Below are 13,217 nucleotides of genomic sequence, written 5' to 3'. Positions count from 1 at the left end.
TGAGTCATGCTTAAGCGTTTCTTTGTTACTGGTACAGATACCTCTGTCGGCAAGACCGTTGTATCCCGCGCATTGCTGCAGGCGCTGGCAGCAAGCGGTAAACGCGTGGCAGGGTACAAACCGGTCGCAAAAGGGAGTAAAGAGACGCCAGAGGGATTGCGTAATAAAGACGCCCTGGTACTGCAAAGCGTCTCGTCACTGGAACTGCCTTATCACGCGATCAATCCTATTGCGTTAAGCGAAGAGGAGAGCAGCGTGGCGCACAGCGGCCTGATTAATTACCCTCTGCTGTCCAACGGTCTGGCGAGCCTGTGCGAGAAGGTCGATCACGTGGTGGTGGAAGGCACGGGCGGCTGGCGCAGCCTGATGAACGATCTGCGCCCGCTGTCGGAATGGGTGGTGCAGGAACAGCTTCCGGTGGTGATGGTGGTGGGGATCCAGGAAGGGTGCATTAACCATGCGCTGCTGACGGCGCAGGCGATTGCCAATGACGGCCTGCCGCTGGTTGGCTGGGTGGCCAACCGCATCAACCCTGGTCTGGCGCACTATGCGGAGATCATCGACGTGTTGAGCACCAAACTACCCGGACCACTGGTGGGTGAACTGCCTTATCTGCCTCGCGCCGAGCAGCGCGAGCTAGCGCAGTACATCGATCTCTCTGCCCTCAGTGGCGTGTTGACCGTAGATCGAGTCGTGGCGTAACGTCCGCGACAGCACGGACGCCAGCACGCAGGCGACCAGCAAACCGGGCAGTAAAAAATATTGCCCGGTCATTTCACAGACCATCAGCGCCGACATAATGGGCGCATGCGTGGTCGCGGCGAGTAGCGTCGCCATCCCCGCCAGCCCAAGCAGAATCGCCGTCTCAGCGCCCGGCAGCCACAGCGCGAAAAGCTGTGCAAACAGCATCCCTGTCGCCATGCCGACAAACAGCGTGGGCGTGAACACCCCGCCCGGCGCGCCCGAACCGCTGCTCGCCAGTACCGCCAGCAGTTTACAGATAAAGACGCCTGCAACGATCGACAGCAGCGGTGGGGCGAGCAGAAAAGTCTGCACCACGCTATAGCCGTTCCCCCACACCTTCGGCGTCAGAAGAGACAGTAGCCCGACGATCGCACCGCCGAGCGCCAGCTGCCACGGGGGCGAAAGCTTAAGGCGCAGGAATAGCCCGTGGCTGAACGCCATCAGCCACATCAGCAGCGGTCCGCAGAGACCCGCCACCAGCCCCATGGCGGCCAGCAGGGCATAATCAGTTGCGGTGAGTGTGCCGCTCAGATGGACCGCGTAGAGCGTGCCGGTTCCCGGCGCCAGGAGCTGCGTGGTGAGAAGCGCCACTACCGCCGCGATAACCACGGGCCCGAGCGAGGCCAGCATCAGGGTGCCAAACAGAATCTCCGCAATGAACAGGCTTCCGGCTAACGGAGCATGGTAGGCGCTGGCCATCCCGGCCGCGGCGCCGCAGGCGATCCATAACTTCCATTCAGATTTGGGCGTAAAGCGCCGGGCAAAAAAGGAGGCGGCGAGGGCGGCAAGCAGGATCATCGCCCCTTCACGCCCGATGGCGCTTCCGCTGGCCACGACCAGCAGCGAGGCAAGGGATTTCACCAGGCTGGCGCCGTAATCAAACTGACCGTCGCCGGTCTCCAGCGCTTCCATATAATCGGTGGGGGCATGAGGCCGCTGGGCGGTCAGCCGTTGCCATCCCCAGAGTAACAGTCCCGCAGCCAGCCCGCCCAGCGCGGGTGTCAGCGCGCGCCGCCAGGGTGAGAGCGACGCGGCGGCATTCACCAGGCTGTCGCTGTCGTTGCTGAGAAGCAACCACTCCAGCAGAAACATGCTGTGGCGGAACACCGCAACGGCCAGCGCGGCCAGCACGCCGGTGACGGTAGCAATCAGCAGTCGACGAAACATCGCGCGGATGTCGGGGTACGTATGAAGACGTTGCATGGGTCGCGAGTAAACGGGAAAGATACAATATTGTGGCGGGAAATCGCGGGGTTAGCAAAAGGTATGCGTGCGGAAAAGCCGGGCGATGCCCGGCCGGAAAGATTAGCTCTCGCTATGTATATTCAACGCCCGACGCGTACGACCTGAACTGAGATACTCGGCTATATAGTCCTGAGAAATCTCGCCGTTGTAGCGCCCGTCCTCATCCACGATCGGCATCCAGCTGGTGTTGCTCTCATACAGGCGTGACAGCACCACGCGCAGGTTGTCTTCGGCTTTGCCGGTCATGCGGAACGGATGCAGGATGTCGGCGCAGGTCCCGCTGGCGTTACGCGCTTCGCGACGCTTCACAAAGCCCAGCGGTTTACCGTGCTCGTCCACCACGGTGATGGCGCGGATATCGTTATCATCCATGGTGGCAAAGGCTTCAGGGAGCGGAGTAGAGCCCCGCACCGTAATGGTCGGTTGCTGGTCGGTGACATCGCCCGCCGAGACCAGCAGCAGGCGCTTCAGCGTGCGGTCCTGACCGACAAACGAGCCGACAAACTCATTCGCCGGTTTCGCCAGCAGTTCGTCCGGGCTGGCGCACTGGACGATTTTCCCCTGCCGGAACACCGCAATACGGTCGCCAAGCTTCAGGGCCTCATCGATATCGTGGCTCACCAGCATGACGGTTTTTTTCAGCTTGCGCTGCATCTCGAGGAACTGGTTCTGGATCACCTCGCGGTTGATCGGGTCCACCGCGCCGAAGGGCTCATCCATCAGCAGCACCGGCGGATCCGCCGCCAGGGCGCGGATCACGCCGATGCGCTGCTGCTGGCCGCCGGACATCTCGCGCGGGTAGCGATTCAGGAACTTATGCGGATCCAGCGCCACCATATCCATCAGCTCTTCGGCGCGGGTTTTGCAGCGCGCTTTATCCCAGCCCAGCATGCGCGGTACGACGGTAATGTTCTCTTCGATGGTCATGTTCGGGAACAGGCCAATCTGCTGGATCACGTAGCCGATGTTGCGGCGCAGGGTGACGGTGTCCATCCCGCTGGTGTCTTCGCCGTTGATCAGGATCGTCCCGCTGCTCGGCGTAATGAGGCGGTTAATCATCTTCAGGGTGGTGGTCTTCCCGCAGCCGGACGGGCCGAGCAGGACGCACATTTCCCCTTCGGGCACGTTCAGGTTGACGTTGTCGACGGCCTTGAAGGTCTGGCCGTGCTTCTGTGAAAAGTGTTTGGTGAGGTTTTCCAGTTTTATCATTATCGAATCCCCTTCGGAGTCAGAACCACCTGCAGACGGTGCAGCAGCCAGTCGAGCACAATCGCTAAAAGACAAATCATCAACGCGCCCGCAATCAGCATGCGGATATCGCTTCCGCCGATGCCGTTGAGCAGCAGCAGACCCAGACCGCCCGCGCCGATCACCGCGGCAATCGCCATCACGCCGATGTTCATCACCACGGCGGTGCGGATCCCGCCGAAAATCACCGGCAGCGCCATCGGAATTTCGACCCAGCGCAGGCGCTGCCAGAAGGTCATGCCGATGCCACGCCCGGCTTCGCGCAGGCCCGGCGGCAGGCTGTCGAGCGCGGTGTGGGTGTTGCGCACAATCGGCAGCAGCGAGTAGAGAAACACCGCCGCGATCGCGGGCAGGGCGCCAATCCCCTGACCGATCAGCGAAAACAGCGGGATCATCAGGCCAAACAGCGCAATGGACGGAATGGTCAGCACGATGGTGGCTATCCCCAGCACCGGCGTCGCCAGCCACTTGTGGCGGACAATCAGAATGCCGAGCGGGACGCCGATGAGAATGGCTAAGCCCACGGCCAGCGCCACCAGCCAGAGATGCTGCAGCGTCAGGGTTAAGAGGTAGTCCCAGTTGTCCAGAATGTAGTGAATCGTCTCCATAGCGCCTCCTACAGCAGCTGTTTGCTACGCAGGAAATCACGGGCGACCTGCTGCGGTGACTGATGGTCGATATCCACCTTCTTGTTCAGTTCGGTGATAACGTCGTTGTTGAGCTGGGCCGAGAGGGTGTTGAGCGCCTCTTCCAGGCCCGGATTGGCCTCCAGCGTGTCCTTACGGACCACCGGGGTGACGGCATAGCTCGGGAAGAAGCCTTTATCGTCTTCCAGCACCTTGAGATCGAAGCCCTTCACCCGCCCGTCGGTGGTATAAATCAGCCCGGCGTCGACGAAGCCGTCGCGCACCGCGTTATAAACCAGACCGGGGTCCATCTGGCGGATCTGCGGGCGGTCCAGGTCCATCTTATAGGCGGCCTGAAGCGGCTTCATGCCGTCGCTGCGCCCGGCAAATTCCAGGTCTAAGCCCAGCAGCCAGTTTTTGTCCGGGTTGGTTTTACGGATCTGCTCAATCTTCGCCACCATCTCCGACATGGTGTTGATATGTTCCGCCTCGGCGCGCTTGCGCTGCATGGCGAACGCATAGGTGTTGTTCATGTCGGCGGGCTTGAGCCAGACCAGACCGTGCTTCGCGTCCAGACGTTTCACCGTCTCGTAAGACTCCTGGGGCGACATGCGCTTGTTGATATGGTTAAAGATGATTAATGACGTGCCGGTGTACTCCCAGGTCATATCAATCTGTTTGTTGATCATCGCGTTGCGGGAGATCACCGTGGCGATATTGGTTTGCGGCTGCACCTGAAAGCCTTTCTTTTGAAGGTACTGCACGGTCATCGCCGAGAGAATGTGCTGCTCGGTAAAGCTCTTGGTCGCCAGAATCAGCGGGGCCGCAATGGTCTGGCCGGTGAACAGCGCCGCGGCACACAGCGCCGCCAGGCTGGATATCAGTCTCATAAAAGCTCCTTGTTATTGTTATCGAGCGAGATGGGGACTCATCACGCGACCCAGCGCCGCCAGCAGGGTATCGAGGATCAGGGCGAACAGGGCGGTGGCCGCCGCGCCGAGGATCAGGGTCGGGAAATCGTTCAGATAAATGCCGGGGAAAATCAGCTCGCCGTAGCTGCTGGCACCAATCAGGAACGCCAGCGGTGCGGTACCGACGTTAATGGCGGTGGCGATGCGGATCCCCGAGAGCATGACCGGCCAGGCGGCAGGCAGCTCCACCTGGCGCAGACGCTGCCATTTGGTCATCCCGATGCCGTTTGCCGCTTCCAGCAGCGATGGCGGGACCGAGCACAGCCCGGCATAGGTGTTGCGCACGATTGGCAGCAGCGAGGCGAGGAACAGGGCGATGATGGCCGGCGTATCGCCAATACCAATCACCACCATCGCCAGCGCCAGCACGGCCAGCGGCGGCAGGGTGTTGCCGACATTAAAGATTTGCATCACGTATTCGGCGATACCCCGCGCGGCCGGGCGGCTCAGCAGAATACCGGCCGGAATACCCACCAGCAGGGCAAAGAACATTGATGAGAAAACCAGAATCATATGCTGTTGCCCGAGATAGATCAGGTCAACCTGACGCGCTTTGATGGTCTCCAGCCCGATCCCCCAGACGAGGAGGGCGAGAACCACGATAATGGCGCCGACAAACAGCAGCGAACGTTTGAGTAATGGGTGCATTGCGGTGTGTCTCCCTGTGCGCATGCGTTATAGCAACCACCGGTTGCCTGTTGTTATGCCATGTTTCGGCAGGGGTAATTGACCTATAGCAAGCGTTTGGGAAGGGTTCCAGCGAAGGGGGAAAATCAGTAACCCTATGAAACTAGTGGCAACCTGAGGTCAGGCCTTATGGCATAAGGCCTGATTGTGGGGCGGGCAGAATAGTCCTAAAGCGAATATTTAGATGTGACAGTGTCACATTTAAAGGGCTTTTATGCCGAGTACAGGTCATTACCTTCATAGAGGGGCACGAACCCGTCGAACCCGCGACGAGACGGTGATAATTGAAACGGTGGCGACAAACGCGAGCATCACCCCCAGCGCCAGCATGGCGTTAAAGCCAATCCATCTGAACAGCAGCAGTCCCGCGATGCCGCCCGTAATGAACGAAAACAGGGTGGTTAAGTGGGTTTTTAGCTGACTTTTTTGCGCGGCTGTATCTTTGGAGTAATCCCTGCGCAGCATCGCCACCATGACGGAGGCCAGGGAAATCCCCGCGTCCGTCAGCGTGCCGGTAATGTGCGTCGATCTTACCCGTCCGCCGGAAAGCTGCGTGGAGGTGGAATTATGAATGCCCATCAGAAAGCAGAGAAAAAGAATAATCTCGCGATTGCTGGTGAGCGCATGGAAATACATTTCGTAGAAGGAAACGCCGGTCAGTAATATCCCCTCGACAAAAAGGATCTGGCAAAAAACCAGCCTGACGTTATGGATAATTCCCCATATCACGATCGTGCGCGCAATAATGGCGCCAGCCACAAAAGAGAGAATTATCGAGCCGAAGAAAATCATATCGCTCAGATCGGTAGAAGAAACTTCGCTGGATAACTGTGAGGTGTTGCCGGTCATGTGTGAGGGAAAAAAACCAAATGCCCCGAGGGCGATGGCGTTCAGCAAACCTGCTGAGGTCGCCAGCCAGAGAGCAAGCCGGCGATCCTCCTGATGCGTTCGTTTTTTCTTGAGTTTAATCAGCAAGAATACCTCCGGGTTGAGCTTTGCCTGACTATTCAGGCTAGCAAAGCGGTGCAATGGGCTGTCCAGGATATGGCTTAATTATTATTCCCTCTGACGACAATCAGGGTTTCGTAATTAAATAAAACAGCCTCGTTGCGGTATTCATTCAGGCATTAAGTTTTATATCATGCCGTTATTGCCGTGACGCAAAAATGCCGGACGCTGGTTAAGGCGCTCGAACCAGGCCTCAATGGCGGGCACGTCTGGCTTATCAAACGGCGTCATTTTCCAGCGATTCACCGACAGCCCAAGCACCACGTCCGCGAGGGTAAACGTCTCGCCCGCCGCAAAGGCCCCGGTGCGCTGCAGCTGGTTTTCCAGAATGGTGATGCAGTGGTTCCACTCTTTGATTCCCGCCGCAATGCGCTCAGGGTCGTTAAAGTCCGGGTTTTTACGCCCCAGCGCCGGGAAGACATAGCGCCAGGCGTTGTTAAATTCAGTGGCCTGCCAGTCCATCCAGCGCTCAACGTTGGCGCAGGCCTGCGGTTTTGCGGGCAGCAGATCGTGACGTTCGGCCTTGCGCGCCAGATAACGGCAGATGGAATTGGACTCCCACAGCACGAAATCGCCATCTATCAGCACCGGCACCATGGCGTTGGGGTTCAGGGCGCGAAAGGCATCCGTTTCCGTCGAGGCAAAACCGCTGCCGTAATCTTCCTGCTGATAGGCTATGCCCGCTTCTTCGCAGGTCCAGAGCACTTTACGAACGTTGATGGAGGTGGTTTTGCCGAGGATGGTGATCATTGCGCAGGTGTCCTTTAGAGGATGTTATTGTTTAAAAACAATACACGATCGGTGAAAAAAAGCGTCAAAAAATCATCCGGCGCGTTATTTGTGAAGACGCGAAAGCAGAAACGTTAGCGCTGCCGCAAAGAGGAGCACTATGCCACTCAATGCAAACGAGCTCTGCCAGCTATAACGATCGAAGGCTATACCGCCCGCCGTTGAGCCGAGCGCAATGGCGAGCTGGATCACCGCGACCATCAGTCCACCGCCGGCTTCAGCATCCTTCGGCAGCGTTCGCGCAATCCACGTCCACCACCCCGTCGGCGCTGATGTTGCCAGCATCCCCCATAGGCCTGACAGCAGGGCCACAATCCACACGTTATGCCCGGCGAGAATCAACGCGACTGCGATGACCGCCATCAGTAGAGGGATCGCGATCAGCGTTATGTAAAACGCGGCATTAAGCACCAGGGCAACGAAAAGGGTGCCCACAAAACCTGCAACGCCTATGGTGAGCAAAATTAGCGACAGCCCGGCTCCGCTCACCCGGGTGACGGTTTCAAGGAACGGGCGCAGATAGGTAAACAGCGCAAACTGCCCCATAAAGAACAGGCCGCAGGCCAGCAGACCAACGGAAACGGCAGGCTGGCGGAATAACCGAAAAACACTTCCTCGTGATGTACCGTTTTTACGCGCGTTCATGTCAGGCAGGCTTAAACACTGCCAGATGAACGCGACTATCGCCACGGGCACCAGACAAAGAAATGCGCCGCGCCAGCCAATAGTGGCCCCAAGATAGCTGCCAAGCGGGGCGGCCACCACCGTTGCCAGCGCGTTACCGCCGTTGAAAATGGCCAGCGCGCGCGCAACCTTATGCGGCGGAACAAGGCGAATGGCCGTTGCGGCAGACATGGACCAGAACCCGCCTATAGCGATACCGATCAGCGCGCGGCCTGTCATGTAAACCAGATAGTTTGGGGCGAAAGCGATAATCATCCCCGAGAGCGCCATCAGGAGCGTCATGCCCAGAAGAAGGTGTTTGCGGTTTATATTCCCGGCAAGCCGGGAAAGGAAGAGGCTGGTCAGCACCGCCAGCGCGCCGGAAATCGCGATCCCCTGGCCAGCGAGACCCTCCGTAACGCCCAAATCTCTGGCAAGGGGAGTAAGCAGGCTGACGGGCATAAATTCCGAGGCAATCAAGACAAATACGCACAGGGTCATGGCAAAAACGCCACTCCAGTGTGCATGCTCTGTGTTCTGTGATGTGGTGCGGCTCAGTGTAGACATAGTCAGATTTCACAAAGAGCCACCCGTATAGGGCGGGTGGCGTAGAGGTTTATTTCAGGTTGGTTTTGAAGAACTGCTCAAACTGGCCGAAGGGGATCTTCCCGGCAGCATTATCGTAGAGATCGACATGGTTTGCGCCCGGAACAATCACCAGTTCCTTCTGCTTGCTGCCGACCGCTTTAAACGCATCTTCAGCAAAGTAGCGGGAGTGTGCCTTTTCACCGGTTACGATAAGCGTTGGGATAGTAATTTCCCTGCCGTAGCTCAGCAGCGGCATATTCATAAAGGATAATGGCGTGGTCGCGGTCCACGCGCCGGTGGAGTTGACGGAGCGCGCATGGAAGCCGCGCGGCATACGGTAGTAGTCAAAGAATTCTTTGAGTACCGGCTTCGGGTTGTCAGGTAACGCCTCCGGTAGAATACGTTCAGCTGCCGTCACCTTGCCGTTCTCATCGACATAAATGTCATGGCCGCCGTGCGCGAAGGTACCGTTCTCAGCATCTTTCCAGCGCTGTGCGTTCAGATACTGCAGAACGGCACGGCGGTCAGACGTTGAATAGCGATCTTTCCCGTCGCCCACGCCGTGGCCCATCGCCCGGCTCATGTCATACATCACGCTGGTGGCGACCGCCTTCACGCGGGTGTCCATGAATGCTGCGTTGAGCGCCATACCGCCCCAGCCGCAGATGCCGAGAATACCAATGCGGTTACGATCAACCTCTTTCTGCAACCCGAGGAAGTCCACCGCCGCGCTAAAGTCTTCGGTGTTGATATCCGGAGACGCTACGTTGCGCGGCTGGCCACCGCTTTCGCCCGTATAGGACGGATCGAACGCCAGGGTCACAAACCCATTTTCTGCCAGGGTTTGCGCATACAGGCCGCTGGACTGCTCTTTGACCGCGCCAAATGGCCCGCTGACCGCAATCGCCGCCAGCTTGCGGTCGCCGCGGTTTTTGGGAAGATACAGATCGCCTACCAAAGTGATCCCGTATCGGTTCTGGAAGGACACCTTACGGTGATCGACTTTGTCACTTTCGGCGAAGGTTTTATCCCATGTGCTCACCATCGAAACAGGCGCGTTTGGGTTGGAGGTTTCTGCATAACTCATTGTTTTCACTGCACTTAATGATGCACATAGCAGCATCGCAACGGACAGTTTTTGGGTAAATGTTTTCATAGAAATGAACCCTGGGTTGTTGTGTTGCGGTCATTATAGTTAGCAGAAATAGTGCTGATTAGAGGGCGAAAGCTGCTATGATTCATATCATATTGTTATAAATGGGTGGGGATGATGGCGAAACGGGAAAACTATAATGAGCTGTACCTGTTCATGCAGGTGGTACGGGAGGGGAGCTTCACGGCGGCCGCGCTTCGGCTTGGGCTGGCGCAATCCGGGATCAGCCGCTCGGTTCGCGAGCTGGAAGAGCGATTGGGCGTTCAACTTCTGGTCCGCACCACGCGCAAGCTCTCGCTCACCCATGCCGGGGAACAGCTTTATCAGACCGCCGAGTCTGCATTCGATACGCTCGATACGGGTCTGGCGACCCTGGCACACTATCGTCAGACGCCGTCCGGCACGGTGCGTATTAATGCCAGCCAGCACGCTATCGATAAATGTCTGCTGCCAAAGCTCGCCATTTTTAAACAGCGTTACCCGGACATCAGGCTGGAACTGATCAATGAAAGCCGCTTCGTCGACATTATCGCCGAGCGGTTCGATGCGGGTGTCAGACTGGGGCCGGAAGTGGGGCAGGGAATGATTGCTGTGCGTATCGCGCCTGATATGGAAATGGCCGCGGTGGCTGCCCCGGAACACTTCAGACGCTACGGTTTTCCGCAGACGCCAGCCGATTTAGTGGCCCATCCCTGCATTGCTTACCAGTTTGCCGACGGTAGTGACTATCAGTGGGAACTGGTGCAGGACGGGAAAAAAATCACCCATCGGCCAGAGGGGCAATGGGCGCTGTCTGACAGCTACATGGAAGCCGAGGCCGCCCGGCTGGGGCTTGGGCTGGCCTATGTCCCGGTGGAGCTGGTGGCTGACGATCTGGAGCGCGGAACGCTTATCCGGGTGTTGCAGCGCTATAGCCTGCGCATGGACGGGTTGTATCTCTATTATCCGCACCGCAACGTGTCGCCTGCCCTGAGGGCTGTGATCGATACGCTGAAAATTTAGGGCGGCATAACATCACGAGAGCGGACATTCAAACTGCCCGCCGGTGAGCTATGACTAAAAATAAATCAGGACCGCTGTGGTGAGGCAAATTTTTCAGCAATCATTTCAGATGTGGGCTGTATTCCCCCAAGACTCCACTGTTCCGGTTCATGCTCGTCAATACGGATCCATACTGAACGCCGGAATTCAGGATCGCCGTTTCCCTCAATTTCAACAATAAGGTCAGTCATACGACGTAGCAGTTCTTTTTTTTGCTCCGAATTCATCATTCCTTTAATGGTTTGCACATTTACGAAGGGCATTGTATTCTCCTTAAATAACTAAGTCCTTAAATCATACTCAGGTTACGAGGCAAACGAAGAGATGTCAAAAAATAAATCATTACCGTACTTATTACCTGAGCTTTGTGGGTTAGCGGCGGCCGCTGGGCTTCTTGGCGATCAATGGGTTTTGTTGATTCTGAGAGAGGCGTTTTATGGGGTAACACGCTTTGAAACGATACGGGATCATACAAAAATCACCCGGCAGACGCTGGCGAACCGGTTAAAAAAAATGACTGAACTCGGCCTGCTTTGCAAAATCCCTTATCAGGAAGAAGGGGCGCGTGAACGGTATGAGTATGTTCTTACCGCCAAAAGCCGCAGCCTTGCGCCGATTCTTTTCTCTTTGATGGAGTGGGGTCATAAAAACATACTGCACGACGCACCACATATTGCCTTAACAGACAAAGAAAGTGGAGAAGTGGTGAATAGCGCCTATGTTACCGTCGACGGTAAGTTCGTTGATCCTAAAAACGTTCGGTTAACGTTTCACGACAGCCAATACTCCGCCGCCATGCCCCAGGCGCCTGACCATACTGACGCTTGAAGCTGCGGTTGAAGGACTGCCGGGAGTCAAAGCCCAGCGAGAGCGGTGATTGATACCCTTAAAATTTAGGGCAGCGTTGTCATTCTGGAAGGCGCCTCGCAAACCGCAAAGTAACCTTATGAAATTCAGCGTTATGTCTTTTCCTCTACGGGGCGCGGTCGTAAAGTGCCTGCGTTGCGGCACATCCGCAATCGGGCGTAGGAACCCGCATCTACAGAGCGATATTTATATGTCGCGACAGCGCCGATCTCGTTAAAATTGCGGTGGCGCTGACGGAGCAGCCGCAAGGCTGGCCGTTTTCTCTGTGGGCGGTATTCCTACCTCTGTCAGCGCTACCCCCTCGAGCGTAGGAACTCATCGGGTGGTTCACCCAATTTATACACTGAGGATGCCTTACGATGGCTACTATCCCAACCCTGACTTATCTTCCATCTGACGAAAACGTCATTCTGCAACTTATCTCCCGACCGCTTCCGGCCGATGCCGATCTCTTTGACGTCGCCGACAACTGCGCCGCGCTGGTGAGCGTGCTGGTCGAAACCGATGATGTCGCGAGCCGTACTGCGCTGTGCGAGCGTCTCCTTGAGGCTCTGCGCAGGCTGCGCGCACTCTGCGATGCCGATCTTCCGCCATACCTGATTGAACAGTTGATCATGGGTGAGAAAACCAACTCCTGCGTGCCCGACTGCTGGCAGGACACCTTAACGCAGGTGGACTATGTTCTGGCGCTGACGCAAGCCGTTATGGGGAGAACGCTGCCCGCTCACGTAGTGAAGGAGCTGACAGGCCTGCTGCACGATATGGTGTGGCTGCTGGCTGAGTTTGTGAAGGAGCCGCGCATTACTGCGCATTAAGGGGCTGGCGTGGAGGGGCGGCAGCGCCCCTTTGAAAGTGTGATTAACGCGATCGGTTCCCGGTATCCAGAAGCGACGTGCCGTAGGAGTTGTCGATAGTACAAAGCCAGCGACCGTCGCTTTCCAGCCGAAAAACATAGGTCGCGCGGCGCGACATTTCCGTTATTCCACCCTGACCATCAGGAAAACGCAGAACGGTTTCCATGATAACGAGGGCATTGTCACCGCCTTCGATCACCAGCATCTCTCCTTGTTCCACAATCAATTGGTCCTGGAAATAATCCGAGATGGCAACAAACGCGCTGCGGATGTTGTCTTTGCCTTTAACAACCATTCCGGGCTTGACCACCAGAGCTGCATCTTCGGCGTAGTGTTTCATCAGCGCGTCATAGTTTTTGGTGGTGATGGCGCGATCGCAGGATTCGATTATCTGGCGTAGCGGGTGTGGGGTCATGCGTATTTTCTCATAGAGGGGGAAAGCGTATTAACTTAACAGTCTGGCGTGTTTGTATAGCTACCAGGTTTTGTGGTTGGAAGGTTTAGCATAGAAGCGGATAGTTTTAAGGTTACGCCTGCTATGGGTGGTGAGCTCAACGGGGCGATTTCTAAACTGATATCGAGTCATTAAAACCTTCATCTGTCAGGTTTTGTGTCAGCAGTCACTACAGCAGGATAATAACTTCCTTGGGTAACTAAAGATTTTTTGCACAAAGTCGATAACTCCCCGGAAGACAGTCATTTGACGAAACAGTATTTATCAGGGGAAAAAGAA

15 protein-coding genes are annotated in these 13,217 nt (G+C 56.8%); 4 read left to right on the top strand and 11 right to left on the bottom strand.

Features of this window, described 5'->3' with window-relative positions:
* Positions 1 to 6: 6 nt before the first annotated feature.
* Positions 7 to 702 (top strand): dethiobiotin synthase, encoded by a 696-nt coding sequence (bioD, locus tag B498_RS05660; RefSeq protein WP_008502446.1) that lies wholly within the window; start codon positions 7 to 9, stop codon positions 700 to 702.
* On the opposite strand, the gene clcB is transcribed toward bioD, so the two are convergent.
* From clcB to B498_RS05705, 9 genes are all read right to left on the bottom strand, one after another.
* Entirely contained in the window at positions 637 to 1,947 is a 1,311-nt protein-coding gene (gene clcB, locus B498_RS05665) for a voltage-gated ClC-type chloride channel ClcB (RefSeq protein ID WP_008502445.1), read from the bottom strand. The two genes, bioD and clcB, sit on opposite strands and share 66 nt — an antisense overlap.
* A gap of 102 nt (positions 1,948 to 2,049) precedes the next feature.
* Entirely contained in the window at positions 2,050 to 3,198 is a 1,149-nt protein-coding gene (gene osmV / locus B498_RS05670; RefSeq protein WP_008502444.1) for an osmoprotectant ABC transporter ATP-binding protein OsmV, read from the bottom strand.
* Complete coding sequence (osmW, locus tag B498_RS05675) at positions 3,198 to 3,845, bottom strand: osmoprotectant ABC transporter permease OsmW (RefSeq protein ID WP_008502443.1); 648 nt, start codon at positions 3,843 to 3,845, stop codon at positions 3,198 to 3,200. Before osmW ends, osmV begins: the two co-directional genes overlap by 1 nt.
* 8 nt (positions 3,846 to 3,853) lie before the next feature.
* Positions 3,854 to 4,753, bottom strand: a complete 900-nt coding sequence (gene osmX, locus B498_RS05680) for an osmoprotectant ABC transporter substrate-binding protein OsmX (protein ID WP_008502442.1) — start codon at positions 4,751 to 4,753, stop codon at positions 3,854 to 3,856.
* Positions 4,754 to 4,771: 18 nt separating this feature from the next.
* Positions 4,772 to 5,482, bottom strand: a complete 711-nt coding sequence (osmY, locus tag B498_RS05685; RefSeq protein ID WP_008502441.1) for an osmoprotectant ABC transporter permease OsmY — start codon at positions 5,480 to 5,482, stop codon at positions 4,772 to 4,774.
* Between the two features lie 276 nt (positions 5,483 to 5,758).
* Positions 5,759 to 6,496: a YoaK family protein gene (locus tag B498_RS05690; protein WP_032623006.1), complete on the bottom strand. Its 738-nt coding sequence runs from the start codon at positions 6,494 to 6,496 to the stop codon at positions 5,759 to 5,761.
* A gap of 159 nt (positions 6,497 to 6,655) precedes the next feature.
* Positions 6,656 to 7,279, bottom strand: a complete 624-nt coding sequence (locus tag B498_RS05695) for a glutathione S-transferase family protein (RefSeq protein ID WP_008502439.1) — start codon at positions 7,277 to 7,279, stop codon at positions 6,656 to 6,658.
* Positions 7,280 to 7,363: 84 nt separating this feature from the next.
* Complete coding sequence (locus B498_RS05700; protein WP_032623005.1) at positions 7,364 to 8,548, bottom strand: MFS transporter; 1,185 nt, start codon at positions 8,546 to 8,548, stop codon at positions 7,364 to 7,366.
* Between the two features lie 49 nt (positions 8,549 to 8,597).
* Entirely contained in the window at positions 8,598 to 9,725 is a 1,128-nt protein-coding gene (locus B498_RS05705; RefSeq protein ID WP_008502437.1) for an alpha/beta hydrolase, read from the bottom strand.
* Positions 9,726 to 9,839: 114 nt separating this feature from the next.
* On the opposite strand from B498_RS05705, the gene B498_RS05710 reads away from it, so the two are divergent.
* Complete coding sequence (locus B498_RS05710) at positions 9,840 to 10,724, top strand: LysR family transcriptional regulator (protein ID WP_008502436.1); 885 nt, start codon at positions 9,840 to 9,842, stop codon at positions 10,722 to 10,724.
* A gap of 65 nt (positions 10,725 to 10,789) precedes the next feature.
* Here B498_RS05710 and B498_RS05715 read toward each other — a convergent pair whose 3' ends face one another.
* Positions 10,790 to 11,026 (bottom strand): tautomerase family protein, encoded by a 237-nt coding sequence (locus B498_RS05715; protein WP_008502435.1) that lies wholly within the window; start codon positions 11,024 to 11,026, stop codon positions 10,790 to 10,792.
* A 61-nt stretch (positions 11,027 to 11,087) separates the two neighbouring features.
* Between B498_RS05715 and B498_RS05720 the strand changes: the two genes are divergently transcribed.
* Both B498_RS05720 and B498_RS05725 read left to right on the top strand, forming a co-directional pair.
* The gene (locus B498_RS05720; protein WP_008502434.1) at positions 11,088 to 11,591 is read left to right on the top strand and encodes a winged helix-turn-helix transcriptional regulator; all 504 of its coding nucleotides are present in this window, start codon (positions 11,088 to 11,090) and stop codon (positions 11,589 to 11,591) included.
* A 398-nt stretch (positions 11,592 to 11,989) separates the two neighbouring features.
* Positions 11,990 to 12,445: a hypothetical protein gene (locus B498_RS05725; RefSeq protein ID WP_008502433.1), complete on the top strand. Its 456-nt coding sequence runs from the start codon at positions 11,990 to 11,992 to the stop codon at positions 12,443 to 12,445.
* Positions 12,446 to 12,488: 43 nt separating this feature from the next.
* Here B498_RS05725 and B498_RS05730 read toward each other — a convergent pair whose 3' ends face one another.
* Positions 12,489 to 12,899, bottom strand: a complete 411-nt coding sequence (locus B498_RS05730; protein WP_008502432.1) for a YybH family protein — start codon at positions 12,897 to 12,899, stop codon at positions 12,489 to 12,491.
* Between the last annotated feature and the right edge of the window lie 318 nt (positions 12,900 to 13,217).

Source organism: Enterobacter sp. SST3, assembly GCF_000286655.1.
GTDB lineage: Bacteria > Pseudomonadota > Gammaproteobacteria > Enterobacterales > Enterobacteriaceae > Enterobacter > Enterobacter roggenkampii.
Note: the sequence above shows the minus strand (reverse complement) of the source record. Positions and strands in the feature narration are given on the sequence as shown.

Excerpts from the sequence above, each read along its gene's own strand:
- B498_RS05700 (WP_032623005.1), bottom strand. The coding sequence starts at position 8,548 with ATGTCTACACTGAGCCGCACCACATCACAGAACACAGAGCATGCACAC.
- osmW (WP_008502443.1), bottom strand. The coding sequence starts at position 3,845 with ATGGAGACGATTCACTACATTCTGGACAACTGGGACTACCTCTTAACC.
- osmX (WP_008502442.1), bottom strand. The coding sequence starts at position 4,753 with ATGAGACTGATATCCAGCCTGGCGGCGCTGTGTGCCGCGGCGCTGTTC.
- B498_RS05705 (WP_008502437.1), bottom strand. The coding sequence starts at position 9,725 with ATGAAAACATTTACCCAAAAACTGTCCGTTGCGATGCTGCTATGTGCA.
- B498_RS05715 (WP_008502435.1), bottom strand. The coding sequence starts at position 11,026 with ATGCCCTTCGTAAATGTGCAAACCATTAAAGGAATGATGAATTCGGAG.
- B498_RS05725 (WP_008502433.1), top strand. The coding sequence starts at position 11,990 with ATGGCTACTATCCCAACCCTGACTTATCTTCCATCTGACGAAAACGTC.
- clcB (WP_008502445.1), bottom strand. The coding sequence starts at position 1,947 with ATGCAACGTCTTCATACGTACCCCGACATCCGCGCGATGTTTCGTCGA.
- B498_RS05730 (WP_008502432.1), bottom strand. The coding sequence starts at position 12,899 with ATGACCCCACACCCGCTACGCCAGATAATCGAATCCTGCGATCGCGCC.
- bioD (WP_008502446.1), top strand. The coding sequence starts at position 7 with ATGCTTAAGCGTTTCTTTGTTACTGGTACAGATACCTCTGTCGGCAAG.
- osmV (WP_008502444.1), bottom strand. The coding sequence starts at position 3,198 with ATGATAAAACTGGAAAACCTCACCAAACACTTTTCACAGAAGCACGGC.
- B498_RS05720 (WP_008502434.1), top strand. The coding sequence starts at position 11,088 with ATGTCAAAAAATAAATCATTACCGTACTTATTACCTGAGCTTTGTGGG.
- B498_RS05695 (WP_008502439.1), bottom strand. The coding sequence starts at position 7,279 with ATGATCACCATCCTCGGCAAAACCACCTCCATCAACGTTCGTAAAGTG.
- B498_RS05710 (WP_008502436.1), top strand. The coding sequence starts at position 9,840 with ATGGCGAAACGGGAAAACTATAATGAGCTGTACCTGTTCATGCAGGTG.
- osmY (WP_008502441.1), bottom strand. The coding sequence starts at position 5,482 with ATGCACCCATTACTCAAACGTTCGCTGCTGTTTGTCGGCGCCATTATC.